Origin of the sequence: Kitasatospora sp. MAA4 (assembly GCF_029893355.1) — a bacterium.
Lineage (GTDB): Bacteria > Actinomycetota > Actinomycetes > Streptomycetales > Streptomycetaceae > Kitasatospora.
The window spans coordinates 124,503-145,685 of sequence record NZ_JARZAI010000007.1 but is presented as its reverse complement, the minus strand read 5'-3'; the positions used below and the strand labels follow the sequence as shown (position 1 = coordinate 145,685).

19 protein-coding genes are annotated in these 21,183 nt (G+C 70.7%); all 19 read right to left on the bottom strand.

Features of this window, described 5'->3' with window-relative positions:
• Positions 1-2: 2 nt before the first annotated feature.
• The 19 genes from atpA to lysA all read right to left on the bottom strand — a co-directional run bounded on the left by atpA (position 3) and on the right by lysA (position 21,128).
• Positions 3-1,577 carry a F0F1 ATP synthase subunit alpha gene (atpA, locus tag P3T37_RS12275; protein WP_035797942.1) on the bottom strand — a complete coding sequence of 525 codons (1,575 nt, stop codon included), beginning with the start codon at positions 1,575-1,577 and terminating at the stop codon, positions 3-5.
• Between the two features lie 196 nt (positions 1,578-1,773).
• A complete protein-coding gene (locus P3T37_RS12270; protein ID WP_280723572.1) occupies positions 1,774-2,589 on the bottom strand; it encodes a F0F1 ATP synthase subunit delta in 816 nt (271 codons plus the stop codon).
• The gene (locus P3T37_RS12265; protein ID WP_280723571.1) at positions 2,586-3,140 is read right to left on the bottom strand and encodes a F0F1 ATP synthase subunit B; all 555 of its coding nucleotides are present in this window, start codon (positions 3,138-3,140) and stop codon (positions 2,586-2,588) included. The genes P3T37_RS12270 and P3T37_RS12265 overlap by 4 nt, the downstream gene beginning before the upstream one ends.
• A gap of 35 nt (positions 3,141-3,175) precedes the next feature.
• Positions 3,176-3,412 (bottom strand): ATP synthase F0 subunit C, encoded by a 237-nt coding sequence (atpE, locus tag P3T37_RS12260; RefSeq protein WP_280668338.1) that lies wholly within the window; start codon positions 3,410-3,412, stop codon positions 3,176-3,178.
• 99 nt (positions 3,413-3,511) lie between these two features.
• Positions 3,512-4,330, bottom strand: a complete 819-nt coding sequence (gene atpB / locus P3T37_RS12255) for a F0F1 ATP synthase subunit A (RefSeq protein ID WP_280723570.1) — start codon at positions 4,328-4,330, stop codon at positions 3,512-3,514.
• A 300-nt stretch (positions 4,331-4,630) separates the two neighbouring features.
• Positions 4,631-5,062 carry a hypothetical protein gene (locus P3T37_RS12250; RefSeq protein WP_280723569.1) on the bottom strand — a complete coding sequence of 144 codons (432 nt, stop codon included), beginning with the start codon at positions 5,060-5,062 and terminating at the stop codon, positions 4,631-4,633.
• 288 nt (positions 5,063-5,350) lie between these two features.
• A complete protein-coding gene (locus P3T37_RS12245; protein WP_280723568.1) occupies positions 5,351-6,658 on the bottom strand; it encodes an MraY family glycosyltransferase in 1,308 nt (435 codons plus the stop codon).
• A 132-nt stretch (positions 6,659-6,790) separates the two neighbouring features.
• Positions 6,791-8,080: a serine hydroxymethyltransferase gene (locus tag P3T37_RS12240; RefSeq protein WP_280723567.1), complete on the bottom strand. Its 1,290-nt coding sequence runs from the start codon at positions 8,078-8,080 to the stop codon at positions 6,791-6,793.
• Between the two features lie 35 nt (positions 8,081-8,115).
• Entirely contained in the window at positions 8,116-8,772 is a 657-nt protein-coding gene (locus tag P3T37_RS12235) for a protein-tyrosine-phosphatase (protein ID WP_280723670.1), read from the bottom strand.
• 56 nt (positions 8,773-8,828) lie between these two features.
• Complete coding sequence (locus tag P3T37_RS12230) at positions 8,829-9,476, bottom strand: L-threonylcarbamoyladenylate synthase (protein WP_280723566.1); 648 nt, start codon at positions 9,474-9,476, stop codon at positions 8,829-8,831.
• A gap of 34 nt (positions 9,477-9,510) precedes the next feature.
• Positions 9,511-10,377, bottom strand: a complete 867-nt coding sequence (gene prmC, locus P3T37_RS12225) for a peptide chain release factor N(5)-glutamine methyltransferase (RefSeq protein ID WP_280723565.1) — start codon at positions 10,375-10,377, stop codon at positions 9,511-9,513.
• A gap of 22 nt (positions 10,378-10,399) precedes the next feature.
• Positions 10,400-11,476, bottom strand: a complete 1,077-nt coding sequence (gene prfA, locus P3T37_RS12220) for a peptide chain release factor 1 (RefSeq protein WP_280723564.1) — start codon at positions 11,474-11,476, stop codon at positions 10,400-10,402.
• A 131-nt stretch (positions 11,477-11,607) separates the two neighbouring features.
• Positions 11,608-11,841, bottom strand: a complete 234-nt coding sequence (gene rpmE, locus P3T37_RS12215; RefSeq protein ID WP_280723563.1) for a 50S ribosomal protein L31 — start codon at positions 11,839-11,841, stop codon at positions 11,608-11,610.
• A gap of 134 nt (positions 11,842-11,975) precedes the next feature.
• Complete coding sequence (locus P3T37_RS12210) at positions 11,976-13,070, bottom strand: LCP family protein (protein WP_280723562.1); 1,095 nt, start codon at positions 13,068-13,070, stop codon at positions 11,976-11,978.
• Positions 13,071-13,207: 137 nt separating this feature from the next.
• Entirely contained in the window at positions 13,208-15,349 is a 2,142-nt protein-coding gene (rho, locus tag P3T37_RS12205; protein WP_280723561.1) for a transcription termination factor Rho, read from the bottom strand.
• Between the two features lie 536 nt (positions 15,350-15,885).
• Positions 15,886-16,803 carry a homoserine kinase gene (gene thrB, locus P3T37_RS12200; protein WP_280723560.1) on the bottom strand — a complete coding sequence of 306 codons (918 nt, stop codon included), beginning with the start codon at positions 16,801-16,803 and terminating at the stop codon, positions 15,886-15,888.
• 401 nt (positions 16,804-17,204) lie between these two features.
• Positions 17,205-18,293: a threonine synthase gene (gene thrC / locus P3T37_RS12195; protein ID WP_280723559.1), complete on the bottom strand. Its 1,089-nt coding sequence runs from the start codon at positions 18,291-18,293 to the stop codon at positions 17,205-17,207.
• Between the two features lie 8 nt (positions 18,294-18,301).
• Positions 18,302-19,594, bottom strand: a complete 1,293-nt coding sequence (locus tag P3T37_RS12190; protein ID WP_280723558.1) for a homoserine dehydrogenase — start codon at positions 19,592-19,594, stop codon at positions 18,302-18,304.
• Between the two features lie 142 nt (positions 19,595-19,736).
• Positions 19,737-21,128 (bottom strand): diaminopimelate decarboxylase, encoded by a 1,392-nt coding sequence (lysA, locus tag P3T37_RS12185; RefSeq protein WP_280723557.1) that lies wholly within the window; start codon positions 21,126-21,128, stop codon positions 19,737-19,739.
• Positions 21,129-21,183 lie beyond the last annotated feature (55 nt).

Genomic DNA, 21,183 nt, shown 5'->3' with positions numbered 1-21,183 from the left:
ACTCAGGCCTGCTCGGAGAGCAGCTTGCCGTCGGCCGTCGTGAAGCCCAGCTTGAAGGCCTTGACCGCCGCGGTCAGCGCGTCGATCGTGCCGTCCTCCAGCTTGGAGGTCTCGACGATCGCGGACAGCAGGCCCTTGTGCTCGACCCGCAGGTGGTCCAGGAACTCACGCTCGAAGCGGCGGATGTCCGCGACCGGGACGTCGTCCAGCTTGCCGGTGGTGCCGGCCCAGATGGAGACGACCTGCTCCTCGACCGGGAACGGCTGGTACTGGCCCTGCTTGAGCAGCTCGACCATGCGCGCACCGCGCTCCAGCTGGGCCTTCGACGCGGCGTCCAGGTCGGAACCGAAGGCGGCGAACGCCTCCAGCTCGCGGTACTGGGCCAGGTCCAGGCGCAGACGGCCGGCGACCGACTTCATCGCCTTGATCTGGGCCGAGCCACCGACGCGGGAGACCGAGATACCGACGTTCACGGCCGGGCGGATGCCGGCGTTGAACAGGTCGGACTCCAGGAAGCACTGGCCGTCGGTGATCGAGATGACGTTGGTCGGGATGTACGCCGAGACGTCGTTCGCCTTGGTCTCGATGATCGGCAGACCGGTCATCGAGCCCGCGCCCAGCTCGTCGGAGAGCTTCGCGCAGCGCTCCAGCAGGCGGGAGTGCAGGTAGAAGACGTCACCCGGGTAGGCCTCGCGGCCCGGCGGACGGCGCAGCAGCAGCGACACGGAACGGTACGCCTCGGCCTGCTTCGACAGGTCGTCGAAGATGATGAGGACGTGCTTGCCGTCGTACATCCACTCCTGGCCGATGGCCGAACCGGTGTACGGGGCGAGGTACTTGAAGCCCGCGGGGTCGGAGGCGGGAGCAGCCACGATGGTGGTGTACTCCAGCGCGCCGGCCTCCTCCAGGGCGCCACGCACCGAGGCGATGGTGGAGCCCTTCTGGCCGATGGCGACGTAGATGCAGCGAACCTGCTTCTTCGGGTCGCCGGAGCGCCAGTTGTCACGCTGGTTGATGATCGTGTCGACAGCCACCGCGGTCTTGCCGGTCTGGCGGTCGCCGATGATCAGCTGACGCTGACCGCGGCCGATCGGGGTCATCGCGTCGATGGCCTTGATGCCGGTCTGCATCGGCTCGTGGACCGACTTGCGGACCATGACGCCGGGCGCCTGCAGCTCAAGGGCGCGACGGCCGCTGGAGGCGATGTCGCCCAGGCCGTCGATCGGGTTGCCCAGCGGGTCCACGACGCGGCCGAGGTAGCCCTCGCCGACCGGCACGGAGAGGACCTCGCCGGTGCGGTGCACCGTCTGACCCTCCTCGATGCCGCTGAACTCGCCGAGGATGACGACACCGATCTCGCGGGTGTCGAGGTTCAGCGCGAGGCCGAGGGTTCCGTCCTCGAACTTCAGCAGCTCGTTCGCCATGACCGAGGGCAGACCCTCGACCTTGGCGATGCCGTCCATGGCCTCAGTGACCGTGCCGACCTCTTCACGCGAGGCGGCGTCCGGCTGGTACGACTGGACGAAATCGGCCAGCGCGTCCCGGATCTCCTCCGGCCGGATCGTAAGCTCCGCCATCAGGCTTCCCTGCTCTCCTAGGTTGCGATCCTCGGCCCGCCCGTGGAGGGCCGCAAGTATTCGATCCTCGGCCGGTGCTGTTGGACCGGCCGTACGTATGTGCCGGCTGCCCCGCAGTGTGGGACCGGCGCCCGACCGAGGGTCGGATGTATCCAGCTCTCCGAGTCGGAGGGCCGAGGTGTGCTGGGCGCGAAGCTCAGCTTTCGAGGGCCTGGCGAGCACCCTCAAGGCGGCTCGACACGGTGCCGTCGATGATCTCGTCACCGATCTGCACCCGGACACCGCCGACGACCGAGGGGTCGACGTCGATGTTCAGGAGCACCGCGCGCCCGTACAGCCGGCTGAGCCCGCCCTCGAGGCGTGCCCGCTGGGTGTCGTTGAGCGGCACGGCGGTGGTGACCAGGGCCACCACACGGTCGCGGCGGTCCGCGGCGAGCTTGGAGTAGGACTCCAGGCCCTGGTCCAGGCTACGACCACGAGGCTTCGTGACCAGCGAGGTGACCAGCCGGACGGTGCCCGGCAGAGCCCGGCCGCCGAGCAGCTTCTTGATCAGCTCCGCCTTGGCGGCGGTGCCGGCCTTCGGCTCGGTCAGACCGGAGCGCAGCTCGTGCGAGCCGCTGATGACCCGACCGAAGCGGAACAGCTCGTCCTCGAGGTCGTCCAGCTTGCCGGCCTTGTCGGCGGCGATGACCTCGGCGTACGCGGACAGCTGCTCGACCGAGTCGACCAGGTCGCGCCCGCCGGACCAGCGGGACCGGACCAGGCCGGAGACCAGGTCGACGGTCTCGCCGGAGACCTGGCCGGCCAGCAGTGAGCCGGCCAGCTGGGCCTTGTCCTGGCCCGACCGAGAGGGGTCGGTCAGCACGCGGCGCAGCGAGACCTCACGGTCCAGCAGGTCCGTGACGGCGGTGAGTTCCTCGGCGAGCTTGGCCGCGTCCACCGAGGTGTTGTCGGTCAGGCTCTCGAGGTTCTCGCGACCGGCGGCCAGGGCCTCACGGCTGGCGCCGATCACTTCGACGCACCCTGGGCAACGGCGGCCTTGGCCTCCAGGTCGTCCAGGAAGCGGTCGATCACACCGCTCTGCCGGGCGGAGTCCTCCAGGGACTCACCCACGATGCGGGAGGCCAGCTGCGAAGCGAGCGACCCAACGTCCTGGCGCAGGGCGGCAGTCGCCTGCTTCTTGTCGGCCTCGATCTGGGCGTGGCCGGCCGCGACGATGGCCTCGCGCTGACGCTGGCCCTCCTCGCGCATCTCGACGATCAGGGCAGCGCCCTGCTCGCGGGAGTGCTCGGTGATCCGAGCAGCCTCGTGACGCGCCTCGGAGAGCTCGGCGCGGTACTGCTCAAGCAGGGCCTGAGCCTCGGCCTGAGCGGCCTCGGCACGCTCCATGCCGCCCTCGATCAGGTCCCGGCGCTCCGCCAGCACCTTCTCGATGCTGGGGAGGAGCTTCTTGCCGAGCAGACCGAAGACCACGAAGAAGCAGATCAGGCCGATGATGAGCTCAGGCGTCTTGGGCACCAGCGGATTGAAGTCCGCTGCTGCCAGCTGAAGCGCGATCGACATATCTGGACCTTCCGTCCGGTAGGACTACGGCAGGATTACTTGTTGCCGAAGACGAACGGCATCACGATGCCGATGAGCGCGAGCGCCTCGGTCAGCGCGAAACCGATGAACATGTTGGAGCGGATCAGGCCGGCGGCCTCGGGCTGACGGGCCATCGCCTGGACACCGTTGCCGAAGATCAGACCAACACCGATGCCGGGGCCGATCGCGGCGAGACCGTAGCCGATGGAGGCGACGGAGCCGTAGACATTGCCCGTAGCGAGGATGCTCATTGCAGTTGTCCTTTGCAGGGTGGTGTTCCGGTGGTGATTGGCCACCGGGCAAGCGGGGTGCTTCGGGAGTGGTTTGTGGGGGCCGTTGCCGGCCCTGGCTCAGTGCGACTCTTCGAGGGCACCGGCGATGTAGCTGCTGGCCAGCATCACCAGGATGTAGGCCTGCAGGAACTGGACCAGGAGCTCGAACGCGGTCAGACCCAGGGTCACCGTGAAGGACGTGGTGGCGTACAGCGCACCGAGGCTCGGGCTCAGCAGGTACCAGGAGGCGATGGAGAACATCACGATCAGCAGGTGGCCGGCGAACATGTTCGCGAAGGCTCGGACCGCGAGCGTGAAGGGGCGCACGAAGATGTTCGAGAAGAACTCGATCGGCACCAGGATGAACATGACCCAGCCGGGGATGCCCGACGGCCAGCAGAGGTTCTTCAGTCCGCCGACGAAGCCGTGCTTCTTGAACGTCAGCGTCATGTACGTGATCCACACGACGGCCGCCAGGCCCGCCGGGTACGCGATCACCGCGGTCACCGGGAACTGGGCGAACGGGATCACCGACATGATGTTCATGATCCAGACGAAGAAGAACATCGAGACCATCATCGGGACGTACTTCTCGCCCTTCTTGCCGATGGTGTCGAGCACGATGCTTCGCTTGACGAAGTCGTACCCGATCTCACCGACCAGCTGGAGCTTGCCCGGGAGGACCTTCGGCTTCGCGAAGGCGACCCAGAAGAAGACGATCACCAACAGCGCGGCCACCATCGACAGCAGCATCGGCTTGTTGAAGCCGACGCCGGCGACCGTGAAGATCGGGTTGAACTGGAACTCGTTCAGGCCGGGGGCCGGGAAACCGCAGCCTGCGTCGAACAGGTGGCAGCTGCCGGAGGCAAGATGCTGCGTGAGCTGGTCAGCACTCACCACGGACTCCTTCGTCGTGACGCATGGTTACGGCAACCTCGGTGTGTCGGCGCGGCCTGCGGCCACGGTGCGGCACTGGATCTTGTTGGGATTCTCGTGGACCCTGCGCGACGGTGCCGAGCACTGCCGCGGGATCTTTCAAGACTGCGCGGGTCCGGGGGGCGATCCGTCCGTGCGGTTGAGATGCACCGCTCGAAGGGACCTGGCCGCTTCCCGTACTCCGTTGTTGCGACGGACGATAGCAGCCTGTCAGGACCGCATAAACACCGCCCCCCTCGTGAGGGGGACGACAGGCGGGGGTCACTGTTGACGCTCCGAGTCCGACGGCTTGTCACCGGACTCGGTCTGCACGTAGAGGGTTTTGGCCTTGAGAGCAGCTCGGACCTGGGCCGCTGTCCAGATCAGCGCGCAGCCGAGCAGCGTGAAGCCGAACACCTTGGTGTCGAAGAGCGAGGTGTCCTTGAAGACCGCCAGGACGATCGCCACCAGCAGGATCTGCGTCGTGTAGACCAGCAGGCCCGCGGCCATCATCATCTGGGGGTTGTTCCTGGTCAGCCGGTCGAGAGCGACCTGGCCGAAACTGAAGAACGCCATCACCAGCAGGGTCGCGAAGAGAGCACCGATCAGCCCCTTGCTCCCCACGACCGCGGTCGAGATCGCAAGGGCGACGGCTCCGGCGACCGCAGTGGGGATCGCGGCGCCGCGGATGATCCGGGCGTCGTGGGACGGCATGTCGGCAACTCCGGCGGCATGTCGAGGACGGGGGATTCCATACGAGAACAGGTGGCGCAACGGTGGGGGAATCACCGGACCGAGCGGGTCTGACCCACTGGGGACGTCAGTCCTCCACCACTGGGTCTTTCGGCGTGTTCTCGGTACTCGTGAACGGTATCACAAACTATTTGATGAGAGCTTTACCATGAACGTGTGGTACCTGTCACACCGATGGCCCAACCGTGCCGCTGGACGGGTGACTCCAAGTGGCGTATCGGAGTTGGCGACCCGTCAGGTGCTACAGGGTCACGACTTCCGGTGCTCGCCGACGGCCGTCGCGCCGCTGCCGAGGCGACCCAGCAGCGCCTGGTCGTCCGCCGAGAGCTCGGCCATCGCCGGCACCTCCTCGGCCTCGGTCATCGCGTCGGCGCCGGCCGAGCCCCCGTGCCGGTAGCGCGGCGGCACGAACGGCGCCACGGCGTCCGGCGCCTTCGGCCGGAACCGCGGCATCAGCAGCACCAGGATGCCGACCAGGCAGAGCCCCGCACAGGACAGGATGAACGTCCGACCGGTGTGGGTGACCGAGATCGCCACCGTCCCGAAGGCGAACAGCGCGGCCCAGAAGTACATGATCAGCACGGCCCGGCTGTGCGAGTGGCCGATCTCCAGCAGGCGGTGGTGCAGGTGCTGCTTGTCCGCGGCGAACGGCGAACGGCCCGCCCAGGTGCGGCGCACCACGGCGAGCAGCAGGTCGGCCAGCGGCAGCGCGATCACGGTCAGCGGCAGCAGCAGCGGGATGTAGATCGGCACCAGGATGTGCGTGGTGGCCGTCTGCGAACCGCCCGCCTGCGCGGTGATCAGGTCCGGGTCGACGCGGCCGGTCACCGAGATCGCCGAGACGGCCAGCATCAGGCCCAGCATCATCGAGCCGGAGTCGCCCATGAAGATCCGGGCCGGGTGCAGGTTGTGCGGCAGGAAGCCCAGGCACATCCCGATCAGCACCGCGCTGAACAGCACGGCGGGCGCCGCCTCGCTGATCCCGTAGCCGTACCAGAGGCGGTAGGAGTACAGGAAGAAGGCCATCGCGGCGATGCAGACCATGCCGCCCGCCAGGCCGTCCAGGCCGTCGATGAAGTTGACCGCGTTGACCATCACGACGACCAGCGCGACCGAGATCATCATGCCCTGGGTCGGGGTCAGCAGCAGCGGGCCGTGACCGGGCACCGGGATCGAGATGACCGTGATGCCCTGGTAGACCATCACACCGGCGGCGATCATCTGGCCGCCCAGCTTCACCAGCGCGTCGACGCCCCACTTGTCGTCCAGCACGCCCAGCACGAACATGATCCCGACGCCCGACAGCAGCGCCCGGATGTCGGACGGGTCGTCGGTGAACACCTTGCCCAGATTGGTGAGTTGCGAGGCCACCAGGAGGCCCGCGCAGAGCCCGCCGAACATCGCGATGCCGCCGAGCCGCGGGGTCGGCTCGCGGTGCACGTCGCGCACGCGGACCGGCGGCATCGCGCCCGCGATGATCGCGAACTTCCGCACCGGACCGGTCAGCAGGTAGGTGACGGCCGCCGTGCAGAACAGCACGAGCAGGTACTCACGCATCGCCGACCTCCTTCCGCGCGCGCCGACGGTTGAGTACGTAAGGTACTCCCGCACTTGTCCGGGGTTCGAGGTGTGTCGCCACGGCACACACCTTATTGAGTCGGACGCGCAGAGCGTGCATCGCGGTTCGCGCTAGCGGGCGGCTCCCGCCCCGAAGTCGTGCGCCAGCTGCCGCACCCGGGCCGCGATCCGGGGGTCCTCGGGCCCGGCGAGCAGCCGTCCGATCAGCTCCCCCACCTCGGACATCTCCCCCTCGCCCATCCCCAGCGCGGCGCCGGCGCCGGTGCCCAGGCGGATCCCGGAGGTCTCCGCCGCCGGAGCCGGATCGAACGGAACAGCACATTTTCCGAGCATCAGTCCGGCCGCGGCGCAGCGGCGCTCTGCCTCGGCGCCGGTGACGCCCAGCGGGCTCACGTCGGCGGTGACCAGGTGGGTGTCGGTGCCGCCGGTCACCGGACGCGCGCCGGCCCGCTGGAGGGCCGCCGCAAGGGCGCGCGCGCCGTCCACCGCGCGCCGGGCATACGCACCGAACTCCGGCGTGCCCGCCTGCGCGAACGCGACCGCCTTGGCGGCCACCTCGTTCATCGCCGCGCCGCCCTGGGTGAACGGGAACACCGCGCGGTCCACCCGGTCCGCCAGCTCGGCGGTGCACAGCAGCAGGCCGCCGCGCGGGCCGCGCAGCAGCTTGTGGGTGGCGGCGACGGTGATGTCCGCGAAGCCGACCGGCGAGGGCGCCACTCCCCCGGCCACCAGTCCGATGGTCTGCGCGGCGGTGGCGATCAGATAGGCGTCCACCTCGTCGGCGATCGTCCGGAAGGCCCGCCAGTCCAGATGCCGCGGGTAGGAGATCGAGCCGGCGATGATCGCCTTCGGGCGGTGCAGCCTGGCCAGGTCGCGGACCTGGTCCAGGTCGACCAGGCCGTCCGACTCGCGCACCCCGTAGCCGACGAACTGGAACCAGCGCCCGGAGAAGTTGGCCGTCGACCCGCAGGACAGGTGGCCGCCGTGCTCCAGCGACATCGCGAGCACCACGTCACCCGGCTTCAGCAGCGCCGCGTAGGCCGCCAGCATCGCCGAAGTCCCGGAGCGCGGCTGGACGTTGGCGTGCTCGGCACCGAACAGCCGCTGCGCCCGCTCGATCGCCAGCAGCTCGGTGGCGTCGGCCAGCGCGCAGCCGGTGTGGTGGCGGTGCCCGGGATAGCCCTCGGCGTACTTGTCCACCAGCGGGCCGGTCAGCGCGGCCAGTACGGCCTCGGTGGCCAGGTTCTCACCGGCCAGCAGTTGCAGGCTCCCCGCGCGCCGCTGCGCCTCCGCGAGCAGCAGGTCGGCGATCTGCGGGTCGGCCTCGCGCAGCGTCCGCGAGGGCTCCCAGTGCTGCCCCGACTGGATGGACGGACCGTGTACGGCATCGGTGACGGTCATGGCGGTGCTCCCGGGCTGCGGCGGTGGAAACCAGCCTAGGACGGCACTGTCGAGCCGTCCTGCCGACGCGGAGCGGGTACGCCCGTCAGGGCGGTGACCACCGGATCGAGGGCGTCGAATATCTCCTCGCCGCAGTTGCGGAACATCCCGATCGGCGCGCCGTAGGGGTCGTCCACCTCGTCCGCCTCGGGGGTGGCGGCGAGCAGCCAGCCGCGCAGCGCGGCGGCCGCCCGGACCAGTGCGCGGGCCCGCTCGGTGACGTCGGCGCCGTCCCGCGGGTCGGGCAGGGTGGCCGGGTCTATCGAGCGCACCAGGCGGGTGAACTCCAGCAGCGTGAAGGTGCGCAGGCCCGCCGCGTGACCCATCGAGATCACCTGGGCGCGGTGGTCCTGGGTGAAGGTGAGCACCAGGTCGGCGTCGACCACGTGCTCGTCCAGCAGCTCGCGTCCGGCGAAGCCGGCGCTGTCCACGCCGTACTCACCGAGCACCGTGGCGGCGTGCGCCTCCATCGGCGCGCCCTCGTGCCCCCAGGTGCCGGCGCTCTCCACCACGACGCGCCCGGCCGAGCGCTCGGTCAGCCGGGCGTCCAGCTCGTGCCGGGTCAGCCGTTCGGCTATCGGCGAGCGGCAGACGTTTCCGGTGCAGACGAAGAGGATCCGGAAGCTGTCCGCCGGGCGCGGCGCCACGGCGATGTACGACGCGGCGCCGGGGGCGTGGCCGGGATGCAGGCCGGCGTAGAGTCCGGCCGTCAACTGCCGGCCTCCAGGTCGGGTACGACCTCCCTCAGCTGCTCGATGCTGACCGCGCCCGCGCGCAGCAGGACGGGCACCTTGCCGGTGACGTCGACGATGCTGGAGGCCTGCCCGTGCTCGGCCTTGCCGCCGTCCAGGTAGATCGCGATGGAGTCGCCCAGCTGGTACTCGGCGTCCTCGCAGTCGGCCGGGGCGGGCTGGCCGGAGCGGTTGGCGCTGGAGACCGCGAGCGGACCGGTGGCGTTCAGCAGCTCGATGGCCACCGGGTGCAGCGGCATCCGGACCGCGACGGTGCCGCGGGTCTCGCCCAGGTCCCAGCGCAGCGAGGGCTGGTGGCGCGCGACCAGGGTCAGACCACCCGGCCAGAAGGCGTCCACCAGCTCCCAGGCACGCTCGGAGAAGTCGGTGACCAGACCGTGCAGGGTGGTCGGGGAGCCGACCAGCACCGGGGAGGGCATGTCGCGGCCGCGGCCCTTGGCAGCCAGCAGACCGGCCACGGCCTCCGGGTTGAAGGCGTCCGCGCCGACCCCGTAGACGGTGTCGGTCGGCAGCACGACCAGCTCGCCGCGGCGGATCGCCGAGGCGGCCTCGCGCAGCCCGGTGGCACGGTCGCCTGCGTCGGCACAGTCATAGCGGCGGCTCATCGGTGCGGTCCCCTTCCGAAACGGCTCATGTCGGTCACAGCTGGGCCTTGCGCGCCGTAGTGAAGCGCGGCCGGTTGTTGAGGTCGCGGTGGTCGGCGGTGTCCGTCCAGCCGCCCTCTTCGTTGAAGATCCACGGCACCTGGCCCCCCTGGGTGTCGGCGTGCTCGATCACCACGGCGCCGCCCGGGCGCAGCAGCCGGGCGGCCACCCGCTCGATGCCGCGGATGACGTCCAGGCCGTCCTCGCCCGAGAAGAGCGACATCTGCGGGTCGTGGTCGCGGGCCTCGGGGGCGACGTACTCCCACTCGGTGAGCGGGATGTACGGCGGGTTGCTGATCACCAGGTCGAAGCGGCCGTCCCAGGAGCGGTCGTCCGCGAAGGCCCGGGTGGCGTCCCCGGCGTGCAGGGTGACCCGGGCGCGATCGGAGCTGGCCTCGATGTTGCGCCGGGTGTACTTGAGCGCACCCTCGTCCAGCTCGAAGGCGTGCACCGTGCTGCGCGGCAGCTCCTGCGCCAGCGCCAGCGCGATCGCGCCGGAGCCGCTGCACAGGTCGACTACCAGCGGCTCGGCGACGTCCATGTCGCGCACCGCGTCTATGGCCCACTCCACGACCGACTCGGTCTCGGGACGCGGCACGAAGACGCCGGGACCGACCTCCAGCTCCAGGTAGCGGAAGAAGGCACGCCCGGTGATGTGCTGCAACGGCTCGCGCGCCTCGCGGCGCGAGACCGCCTCCCAGTACCGGGCGTCGAAGTCGGCGTCCTTGACGGTGTGCAGCTGGCTGCGCTTGACGTGGTGGATGTGTGCGGCGAGTTCCTCCGCGTCGAAGCGCGGCGACGGCACGCCGGCCGCGGCCAACCGCTGGGTGGCCTGGGCCACCTCGGCGAGCAGCAGGTTCATCCGTACGTACCCCTCTGCAGAGTTACTGCTTTTGCGCCGCGGCGAGCTTCGCCGCCGCGTCGGCGTCCACGGCCGACTGGATCAGCGCGTTCAGGTCGCCGTCCAGCACCTGGTCCAGGTTGTACGCCTTGAAGCCGGTGCGGTGGTCCGAGATGCGGTTCTCGGGGTAGTTGTACGTCCGGATCCGCTCGGAGCGGTCGACCGTACGGACCTGGCTGCGCCGGGCGTCCGAGGCCTCCTGGTCGGCTGCCTCCTGCGCGGCGGCGAGCAGTCGCGAGCGCAGGATCCGCATCGCGGACTCCTTGTTCTGCAGCTGGCTCTTCTCGTTCTGGCAGGAGGCCACGATACCGGTCGGGAGGTGGGTGATCCGGACCGCGGAGTCGGTGGTGTTGACGGACTGGCCGCCGGGGCCCGACGAGCGGTAGACGTCGATCCGCAGGTCGTTCGCGTTGACCTCGACCTCGACCTCCTCGGCCTCCGGGGTGACCAGCACACCGGCCGCGGAGGTGTGGATGCGGCCCTGCGACTCGGTGGCGGGGACGCGCTGCACGCGGTGCACGCCGCCCTCGTACTTGAGCCGGGCCCAGACGCCCTGGCCGGGCTCGATGGTGCCGCGGGTCTTCACGGCCACCGAGACGTCCTTGTAGCCGCCGAGGTCGGACTCGTTGGCGTCGATGATCTCGGTCTTCCAGCCCACCCGCTCGGCGAAGCGCAGGTACATCCGCAGCAGGTCGGCGGCGAACAGCGCGGACTCCTCGCCGCCCTCGCCCGCCTTGACCTCCAGGATGACGTCCTTGTCGTCATTGGGGTCGCGCGGGACCAGCAGCAGCCGCAGCTGCTCGGTCAGCTCGTCCTGGCGGGCCTGGGAGGCCTTCACCTCGGCGATGAAGTCCGGGTCCTCGGCCGCGAACTCGCGGGCCGCCTCGATGTCCTCGCCGGCCTGCCGCCAGAGGCGGTAGACCGCGGTGATCGGGGTGAGCTCGGCGTAGCGCTTGGACAGCTTGCGAGCGGTGCCCTGGTCCGCGTGGACCGCCGGGTCGGCCAGCCGCTCTTCGAGGGCTGAGTGCTCGACGAGGAGCTCTTCGACTGCCTCGAACATGGGGATGGGCCTACTTCCGTGAAGATTCGGATACCCGGGGGCGGAGAGCCCGCGAGCCGGTCAGACGCGAACGGCGCCGGTTCGGACGCCCCCGCAGTGCGGGAACGCCCGAAACCGGCGCCGTACGAGCGCTAGTTGGCCGACTCGGCCTTGACGCCGTGCTGCTTGCCGAAGCGGGCCTCGAAGCGCGCCACGCGGCCACCGGTGTCGAGGATCTTCTGCTTGCCGGTGTAGAACGGGTGGCACTGCGAGCACACCTCGGCGCGAATCACGCCGGAGGTCTCGGTGGAGCGAGTGGTGAACTCGGCGCCACAGGTGCAGGTCACGTTGGTGACCACGTACGTGGGGTGAACGTCGGGCTTCAAGGGGATCTCCTAGTGTTCGGGAGGGCACCGGGTCGGCGACAGGAAGCCGCACGTGAACCGGGACCGACGGACCAGTCTGCCAGGACCGGCCGCATCTTCCCAAACCGGACCGGGGTCGGGGATATTCCGCCAGCTCAGGACGGGGCTCCGGTGGCCGCCGGATCGGCGGGGTTGACCGGCTGCGCGCTGGTTATCGCCTGCGGCACCGGCTGGTCGGCCCGCAGCGCGCTCCACACCTGGTTCGCCTCCGGAAGCTTCTCGACCACCCGGTTCGGGTCGCTGGGGGCCGTCGTCACCGGCAGCGTGACCATGGTCAGCTGGTCCGTCCCGATGCCCTTGAGCTCCTCGCCGAGGCCGGTCAGCGCGCTCACCGAGGCCAGCGCGGAGTCGGTGGTGATGCTCTTGGTGAGGGTGTCGCCGACCGACCAGAGCTTGCCGGGGTCGGTGAACAGGCCGATCGAACCGACCTGCTTCATCAGCGACTTCACCATCTGCTTCTGCAACTCGATCCGGCCCAGGTCGCTGCCGTCGCCGACGCCGTGCCGGGTGCGCACGAAGGCCAGCGCCTGGTCGCCGTTGAGCTTGGTGGTGCCCGCCTTGAGGTCGAGGCCGCTGTCCTTGTCGTGGATGTTCACCGAAGTGGTCACCGTGGCGCCGCCGATGGCGTTGACGAAGCTCGCGAAACCGGCGAAGTCGATCTCCACGAAGTGGTTCATCCGCAGCCCGGTCAGCTGCTCGGTGGTCTTCACCGCACAGGCCGCGCCGCCGACCTCGAAGGCGCTGTTGTACATCGCGCCGGCCATCGCGGGCACCGTGCTGCCGTTCGGCGCGGTGCAGGCCGGGCGGGCCACCAGGGTGTCGCGCGGGATCGAGACGACCGTGCCGAGCGTGTGGTTCTGGTTGACGTGCACCACCATGGCGGTGTCCGAGCGGGCGGTGTCGCCGGTGTTGCCGCCGGCCAGGCCGGCGTTGGCGCCGGAGCGGGAGTCGGAGCCGAGCACCAGCAGGTTGAAGGAGCCGTCGTTCGGCGCGACCGGCCGGTTGGTGCCGAGCTGGGCGTCGATGTCCACGCTCTTGATGTTGCCGTTGAGCTTCCAGTACGCGTAGCCGGCCGCTCCGCCGCCCAGCACGACCAGGCCGGCCAGCGCCAGGGCACCCGCCCTCAGCAGCTTGGCCCGGCGGCTGCGGACCTTGCGGTGGGCACGTTTCGGGTGCGGCTCGTCGGTCATGTCGTCGAGCATAAGCGACCTCTTGGGACGTTATGTCCGATCTGTGCAACAGCCCTGCACCGGCCCGGAACGCCGGGAAGCCCCGGGCGGCTGCTGCCGCCCGGGGCTTCCCGTTCCTGCGCTCAGACCGTCCGGCCTTAGTCGTTGGACCCCGGAGTGGTCTTCGCGATCTGCATCAGGAACTCGGCGTTGCTCTTGGTCTGCTTCATCTTGTCCAGCAGCAGCTCGATCGCCTGCTGCGAGTCGAGCGCGTGCAGGACCCGGCGCAGCTTCCAGGTGATCGCCAGCTCGTCGCGGTCGAGCAGGATCTCCTCCTTGCGGGTGCTGGACGCGTCGACGTCCACCGCGGGGAAGATCCGCTTGTCGGCGAGCTTGCGGTCCAGCCGGAGCTCCATGTTGCCGGTGCCCTTGAACTCCTCGAAGACGACCTCGTCGGCGCGCGAGCCGGTCTCCACCAGCGCGGTGGCGAGGATGGTCAGCGAGCCGCCGTTCTCGATGTTGCGCGCGGCGCCGAAGAACTTCTTCGGCGGGTAGAGCGCGGTCGAGTCGACACCACCGGACAGGATGCGGCCGGAGGCCGGCGCCGCCAGGTTGTAGGCGCGGCCCAGGCGGGTGATCGAGTCGAGCAGGATCACCACGTCGTGGCCCAGCTCCACCAGGCGCTTGGCGCGCTCGATGGCCAGCTCGGCGACCACGGTGTGGTCCTCGGCCGGGCGGTCGAAGGTCGAGGAGATGACCTCGCCCTTCACCGACCGCTGCATGTCGGTGACCTCTTCCGGACGCTCGTCCACCAGGACGACCATCAGGTGGCACTCGGGGTTGTTGGTGGTGATCGCGTTGGCGATCGCCTGCATGATCATCGTCTTACCGGTCTTCGGCGGGGCGACGATCAGACCGCGCTGGCCCTTGCCGATCGGCGACACCAGGTCGATGATCCGGGTGGTCAGCACGCCCGGGTCGGTCTCCAGGCGGAGCCGGTCCTGCGGGTACAGCGGGGTGAGCTTGCCGAACTCGGGACGGCCGCGGCCGCTCTCCGGGTCCATGCCGTTGACGGAGTCCAGCCGCACCATGGCGTTGAACTTCTCGCGGCGCTCGCCCTCCTGGGGCTGGCGCACGGCGCCGGTGATGGCGTCGCCCTTGCGCAGGCCGTTCTTGCGGACCTGGGCGAGCGAGACGTAGACGTCGTTCGAGCCGGGCAGGTAGCCGGAGGTCCGGACGAACGCGTAGTTGTCCAGGATGTCCAGGATGCCGGCCACCGGGATCAGCACGTCGCTGTCGCTGACCTGCGGCTCGGCCGGGCCGACCTCGAAGCCGTCGCGGCGGCCGCGGCGGTTGCGGTCGCGGTAGCGGCCGCGGCGGCCGCGCCGTCCGTCGCCGAACTCGTCGTCGTCGTAGCCGCCCTGCTGGGCGGGCTGGGCGCTCTGCTGCTGGCTCTGCTGAGCCGGCTGCGCGCTCTGCTGCTGGGCGCCCTGGCCGCTCTGACGGTCGGTCCGGTCCCGGCGGTTGCGGCGGTCGCGGCGCGACTCGCGGGAGTCACCGTCGGCGTCGACGGCCTCGGCGCGCTGCTCGGCACGGTCGGTGCCGGCCCGCTCCGGACGCTCGGTGGCGACCCGGTCGGTGCCGGTGCGGTCGGTGCCGGTGCGGTCGGGCCGCTCGCGGCGGTCGCGGCGGTCGCGGCGGCCCTCGCGCTGCTCGTCGCGGCCCTCGAAGGTCCGGCCGTCGGCGGTGCGGGACTCGGTGACGCGGGCCTCGGCCTGCTTGGCCTCGGCGACGGCCGGCTCCGCGGCGGTCTCCACCGCGGTGGCGGCGGGGGCCTCGACGGCGGTCGGGGCGCCGGCGGCCGAGGTGGCCCGGCGGCGACCGCGCTCGGCCCGCGCCGGGGCGGCGGTCTCGGGGGCGGCCTGGCCCGGGATCTCGATCTGTGCGGGCGCCTCGGCCACCGCGGCGGCCTGGGCGGCGCGGGTGCGGCGGGCCGGCTTCTCGGCGGAGGCCGCGGGGGCCTCCTTGGCGGCGGCACGAGCCGGCGCCGGAGCCGCGGAGGCGAGCAGCGGGTCGCCGCCGCTCTTCTCCTTGATGGCCTCGATGAGCTGGCTCTTGCGCATCCGGCCGGTGCCGCTGATGCCGAGCGTCGAGGCGAGCTTCTGCAGCTCGGCCAGGACCAGACCGTCAAGGCCTGCGGCGGCGGTACGGCGGCGCTTGGCCGGCGCCGCGGGCGCGGCAGGCGCATCCGTCGCGTCGGCGTCCGGGCGCGCGCCCATCAGATCAGTGGTGTCGCTCACTAAGGGTCCTTCCCTGGAGCGGACGTCGGCCTGTCTGGCTCGGCGACCGGTTGTGCTGTCCGACCTGCGCTTTGTCGCGGAGGCCCGAGGCGGTGGTCCCCCACCACGGCGGTGCTGGGCGGGGGGAGAGGTGCGAAGTGCGGTGCACAGGGCACGGTGGAGCGAAGTAGTACGGCGGGCCGGTCTCATGCCGACCGCTGCCTGCGAAACCCGGGCCCCCGTCGGGTGACGGTCTCCCGCGCTCCCGCCCGTCAGAGCCTCGACAGCGAGGCCGGTTGCGGCGGGTGGGGGTCAGGCTCCGACACGGCTTCGGGATGCGGCCGCAATCGCGCAGGCAGGCTGCGTACGCGCTGTGGTGGGCTCCCGGAGAATCGTGGTCCCCGAAATCGACTGGATCCCGCAGCAGCGGGACGCGGAGATCGGGACGCGGCGCACCGGGCCCCGCAGGGCGCCTGATGCAGACATGAGGTTAACACTACCGACCCCCTCACACATTCCCCAGCCTCGTGCTTGCCAATCGTGTCCGCCGCGTACGGTCATCCGTCCAACGGCAGCACGCGGGCCCCGTCACGGTCCAGCAGCAGCCGGTGCGCGGCGAACGTCGGCCCCGCGAACTGCAGGAGCTTGTCGGCGCCCGCCTCGTCGGTCAGCGCGAGCACGGTCGGGCCCGCGCCGGAGATGACCGCCGGGATGCCCTCCGAGCGCAGCGCGGCCACCAGGGCGGCGCTGTCCGGCATCGCCGAGGCCCGGTAGTCCTGGTGCAGGCGGTCCTCGGTGGCGGGCAGCAGCAGCTCGGGACGCTTGGTCAGCGCCTCCACCAGCAGCGCCGAACGCCCGGCATTGGCGGCCGCGTCGGCCAGCGGGACGCTCTTGGGGAGCAGGCCGCGGGCAGTCTCGGTGAGCACCTCGGTGGACGGGATGAAGACCACCGGGACGACCTGCGCGGCAGGCTCCAGACGGACCGCGCGGGCCGCGTCCTCGTCGGTCCAGGCAATGGTGAACCCGCCGGCCAGGCAGGCGGCGACGTTGTCCGGGTGGCCCTCAAGCTCGGAGGCGAGAGCCAGCAGCGCGGCGTCGTCGAGGGCGGACGGACCGCCGATGGTGACCGCACGTGCGGCCACCACACCCGCGCAGATCGCGGCGGAGGAGGAACCGAGGCCGCGGCCGTGCGGTATCCGGTTGGCGCAGACGACTTCGAGGCCCCGCGGCTGACCGCCGAGCCGGTCGAACGCGGCGCGCATCGAGCGGACCACCAGGTGGCGCTCGTCGCGCGCCAGGGTCTCGGCGCCCTCGCCGGCGATGTCCACGGTGAGCCCGGAGTCGGCGACCCGGACCACGATGTCGTCGTACAGACCCAGGGCGAGTCCGAAGGCATCGAAACCGGGGCCCAGATTGGCACTGGTCGCGGGGACCCGAACCCGGACGGCGGCGGCACGGAACGCAGGACCGGCCATGCGGTGGACTCTCCTGGGGATCTGGATCGTCGCGCGGTGCGCGTCGAACGAAAGCGGTGGGGGTGGGGAGGGGCGGCGAGTGGTGGGCGTCGCGCGAGGCGCGTCCGGCACGGGTGGTGACGGGTGGCGGGCGAGGGGTGTCGGGCCGGCACCCACGAGGTCAGGCCCCGCCCGAACCCTGGCATGCGCCACACCGCCAGGATCCAGGGTATCGAAGAGAGGTTCCACAGCGGTACACCCCGCTCCCTCTCGATCTGCCGTGTTGCAGCTTCTGGCCTGAACCGGTGCCGAAATGGCATCCATAAGAACAACGAAATTGACACCAAAGACGTTACTCGGAACCGACGATGGGCCGGTCCTGATAAGGACCGGCCCGATCGTCGGACGAAAGAGACGGAGTGTCAGTCCAGCAGCCCGAGGCGGACCGCGGCGGCCTCCGCGTCGATCGGGACCACGTGCGGCTGCGGCGCGCCGGCCACCGCCCAGTCCGGGTCCTTGAGGCCGTTGCCGGTCACCGTGCAGACGATCCGCTGGCCCGGGTCGACCAGGCCCTGCTCGGCCGCGTGCAGCAGGCCGGCCACGCTGGCGGCCGAGGCGGGCTCCACGAAGACGCCCTCCCGTGCGGCCAACAGCCGGTAGGCGGAGAGGATCTGACGGTCGGTCACCTTGTCGATGAGGCCGCCCGACTCGTCCCGGGCGGCGACCGCGTACTCCCAGGAGGCCGGGTTGCCGATCCGGATCGCGGTGGCGATGGTCTGCGGGTTGAGCACCGGCGCGCCGTCCACGATCGGGGCCGAGCCGGAGGCCTGGAAGCCCCACATCCGCGGGGTCCGCGAGGCGAGGCCGTCCGCCGCGTACTCGCGGTAACCCTTCCAGTAGGCCGTGATGTTGCCCGCGTTGCCGACCGGCAGCACGTGGATGTCGGGGGCGTCGCCGAGCATGTCCACGATCTCGAAGGCGGCGGTCTTCTGGCCCTCGATCCGCACCGGGTTCACCGAGTTGACCAGCGCCACCGGGTACTTCTCGGACAGTTCACGCGCCAGGGTGAGGCAGTCGTCGAAGTTCCCGTCCACCTGGAGGATCTTCGAGCCGTGCACCAGCGCCTGGCCCATCTTGCCCAGCGCGATCTTGCCCTGCGGCACCAGCACCGCGCAGACCATGCCGGCGCGCACCGCGTAAGCGGCCGCGGAGGCAGAGGTGTTGCCCGTAGAGGCACAGATGACGGCCTGCGCGCCGTCCTCCTTGGCCTTGGAGATCGCCATCGTCATGCCGCGGTCCTTGAAGGAACCGGTCGGGTTGGCGCCCTCGACCTTGAGGTAGACGTCGCAGCCGGTCAGCTCGGAGAGCAACTGGGCCGGGACGAGCGGCGTGCCGCCCTCCAGCAGGGTGACCACCGGGGTCGTCGCGCTGACCGGCAGGCGGTCCCGGTACTCCTCGATGAGGCCCCGCCACTGGTGGGTGTGGGCTGCTCTGTCGGTCACGGCGTTCATGGAAATTCCTACTCCCCTTCAACCCGCATGATGCTGGCCACGTCACGCACGCTGTCCAGCGCGCGGAGCTTGTCCACCGTGGCCGACAGCGCGGCGTCGGTGGCCCGGTGGGTCACCACGACGAGCGAGGCGTCGCCGTCGCGGCCCTGCTGGCGCACGGTGTCGATGGACACCCCGTGCTCGGCGAAGGTGGACGCCACCTGGGCGAGCACCCCCGCGCGGTCGTCCACGTCCAGGCTGACGTGGTAGCGGGTGACGACGTCGTCCATGGCCTTGGCGGGGAGCTGGGCGTAGACCGAGTCACCCGGTCCGGTGGTACCGCCCAGTTTGTTGCGGCAGACCGCGACCAGGTCGCCGAGGACGGCGCTGGCGGTCGGCGCGCCGCCGGCGCCCGGGCCGTAGAACATCAGGCGACCGGCCGCCTCGGCCTCGACGAACACCGCGTTGTACGCCTCGCGGACCGAGGCCAGCGGGTGGCTGAGCGGGATCATCGCCGGGTGCACCCGGGCGGTGACCGAGGTGCCGTCCGCCGAGCGCTCGCAGATCGCCAGCAGCTTGACCACGCAGCCCATCTGCTTGGCGCTGGCGATGTCGGCCGCGGTGACCTCGGTGAGGCCCTCGCGGTAGACGTCGGCGGCGGTGACCTTGGTGTGGAACGCGATGCCGGCCAGGATCGCGGCCTTGGCGGCGGCGTCGAAGCCCTCCACGTCGGCGGTCGGGTCGGCCTCGGCGTACCCCAGCGCGGTGGCCTCCTCCAGTGCCTCGGAGTAGCCGGCGCCGGTGGAGTCCATCTTGTCGAGGATGAAGTTGGTGGTGCCGTTGACGATGCCGAGCACCCGGTTGACCCTGTCCCCCGCGAGCGACTCGCGCAGCGGCCTGATCAGCGGGATCGCGCCCGCGACGGCCGCCTCGTAGTACAGGTCCACCCCGGCCGCGGCGGCGGCGGCGTGCAGCTCGGCGCCGTCCTTGGCGAGCAGCGCCTTGTTGGCGCTGACCACCGAGGCGCCGTGCTTGAAGGCGGAGAGGATCAGGTGCTTGGAGGGCTCGATCCCGCCGACCACCTCGATCACCACGTCGACGTCCTCGCGCTTGACCAGCGCCTCGGCGTCCGTGGTGATCAGGTGCGCGGGTACCCCGGGACGGTCCCGGCCGACCCGGCGGACCGCGATGCCGACGAGCTCGACCGGCGCGCCGATCCGCGCGGCCAGGTCGGCGGCGTCTGTCGTCATGATGCGCGCCACCTCGGAGCCCACCACACCACAGCCCAGCAACGCCACCTTCAGCGGGCGCGTACGCATCATCCGACTCCGCTCATCCATCGCTCATCCATCATGGACTCCGGTGGCGCTTCCTGATCCCCACCGGATTTTCGTTTCAATCCCCAGTCTCAGGGAGATTCCGTACAGATCTCCTGGCGTTCCATGATCTGAGACGAAAAAATCGTCATCCGAGATCAAGAAGGAGGAGATCCTCCTCCGTCTCGCGCCGCACGATCACCCGTGCCGCACCGTCCTTGACGACGACCACGGGCGGGCGCAGCGCGTGGTTGTAGTTGCTCGCCATCGAGCGGCAGTACGCGCCGGTGGCGGGCACCGCGATCAGGTCGCCCGGGGCCAGGTCGGCGGGCAGGAAGGCGTCCTTGACCACGATGTCACCCGACTCGCAGTGCTTGCCCACCACCCGTACCAGCATCGGCTCGGCCGTGCTGGTGCGCGAGACGAGGGCGACCGAGTACTCGGCGTCGTAGAGCGCGGTACGGATGTTGTCCGACATCCCGCCGTCCACGCTGACGTACGTGCGCAGCCCCTCCAGCGGCTTGATCGTGCCCACCTCGTAGAGCGTGAACGCGGTCGGGCCGACGATCGCGCGGCCGGGCTCGACGCTCAGCCGGGGCACGGTCAGGCTCGCGGCCACGCACTCGCGGCGGACGATCTCGGCCAGTGAGACCGCGATCTCGGCCGGCTCGCGCGGGTCGTCCTCGCTGGTGTAGGCGATGCCCAGGCCGCCGCCGAGGTCGATCTCCGGCAGCTCGACGCCGTGCTCGTCGCGGATCTGGGCGAGCAGGCCGACCACCCGGCGGGCGGCGACCTCGAAGCCCGCGGTGTCGAAGATCTGCGAGCCGATGTGCGAGTGGATGCCGCGCAGCTCCAGGCTGTCCTGCGCGAGCACCCGGCGGACCGCCTCGGCCGCGGCGCCGCCGCTCAGCGAGATGCCGAACTTCTGGTCCTCGTGCGCGGTGGCGATGAACTCGTGGGTGTGCGCCTCGACGCCGACCGTCACCCGGATCAGCACCGGCTGGCGGACACCCTGGCCGGCGGCGATCGCGGCCAGCCGCTCGATCTCCAGGTAGGAGTCGACCACGATGTGGCCCACGCCCGCCTTGACCGCCTGCTCCAGCTCGGGCACCGACTTGTTGTTGCCGTGCAGCGCGATGCGCGACGCCGGCATGCCCGCGGCCAGCGCGACGGCCAGCTCGCCCGGGCTGCAGACGTCCAGGTTGAGGCCCTCCTCGTGCAGCCAGCGGACCACCGCCTTGGAGATGAACGCCTTGCCGGCGTAGTAGACGTCCGCCTCCGAACCGAACGCGTCGCGCCAGGCGCGGGCCCGGGCCCGGAAGTCGTCCTCGTCCATCAGGTAGGCCGGAGTGCCGAACTCGGCGGCCAGCTCGGTGACGCGCAGACCGCCGACGGTGGCGACACCCTGCTCGTCGCGGGCGACCGTGCGCGACCAGACCTTGGGGTCGAGCCGGTTCAGGTCGCTCGGCGGGGCCAGGTAGTGCCCCTCGGGCAGCACGTCGCCGTGGCGGGGGCCTGCGGGGTGCGCGGAGCGGCTCATCGGGGTGTCTCTCCTGGGTTTTTTCCTGATGTGTGGGACGGGGCGGCGCCGGTCC

Excerpts from the sequence above, each read along its gene's own strand:
- atpA (WP_035797942.1), bottom strand. The coding sequence starts at position 1,577 with ATGGCGGAGCTTACGATCCGGCCGGAGGAGATCCGGGACGCGCTGGCC.
- P3T37_RS12265 (WP_280723571.1), bottom strand. The coding sequence starts at position 3,140 with ATGTCGATCGCGCTTCAGCTGGCAGCAGCGGACTTCAATCCGCTGGTG.
- atpE (WP_280668338.1), bottom strand. The coding sequence starts at position 3,412 with ATGAGCATCCTCGCTACGGGCAATGTCTACGGCTCCGTCGCCTCCATC.
- P3T37_RS12250 (WP_280723569.1), bottom strand. The coding sequence starts at position 5,062 with ATGCCGTCCCACGACGCCCGGATCATCCGCGGCGCCGCGATCCCCACT.
- P3T37_RS12245 (WP_280723568.1), bottom strand. The coding sequence starts at position 6,658 with ATGCGTGAGTACCTGCTCGTGCTGTTCTGCACGGCGGCCGTCACCTAC.
- P3T37_RS12240 (WP_280723567.1), bottom strand. The coding sequence starts at position 8,080 with ATGACCGTCACCGATGCCGTACACGGTCCGTCCATCCAGTCGGGGCAG.
- P3T37_RS12230 (WP_280723566.1), bottom strand. The coding sequence starts at position 9,476 with ATGAGCCGCCGCTATGACTGTGCCGACGCAGGCGACCGTGCCACCGGG.
- prmC (WP_280723565.1), bottom strand. The coding sequence starts at position 10,377 with ATGAACCTGCTGCTCGCCGAGGTGGCCCAGGCCACCCAGCGGTTGGCC.
- prfA (WP_280723564.1), bottom strand. The coding sequence starts at position 11,476 with ATGTTCGAGGCAGTCGAAGAGCTCCTCGTCGAGCACTCAGCCCTCGAA.
- P3T37_RS12210 (WP_280723562.1), bottom strand. The coding sequence starts at position 13,070 with ATGACCGACGAGCCGCACCCGAAACGTGCCCACCGCAAGGTCCGCAGC.
- thrB (WP_280723560.1), bottom strand. The coding sequence starts at position 16,803 with ATGGCCGGTCCTGCGTTCCGTGCCGCCGCCGTCCGGGTTCGGGTCCCC.
- thrC (WP_280723559.1), bottom strand. The coding sequence starts at position 18,293 with ATGAACGCCGTGACCGACAGAGCAGCCCACACCCACCAGTGGCGGGGC.
- P3T37_RS12190 (WP_280723558.1), bottom strand. The coding sequence starts at position 19,594 with ATGATGCGTACGCGCCCGCTGAAGGTGGCGTTGCTGGGCTGTGGTGTG.
- lysA (WP_280723557.1), bottom strand. The coding sequence starts at position 21,128 with ATGAGCCGCTCCGCGCACCCCGCAGGCCCCCGCCACGGCGACGTGCTG.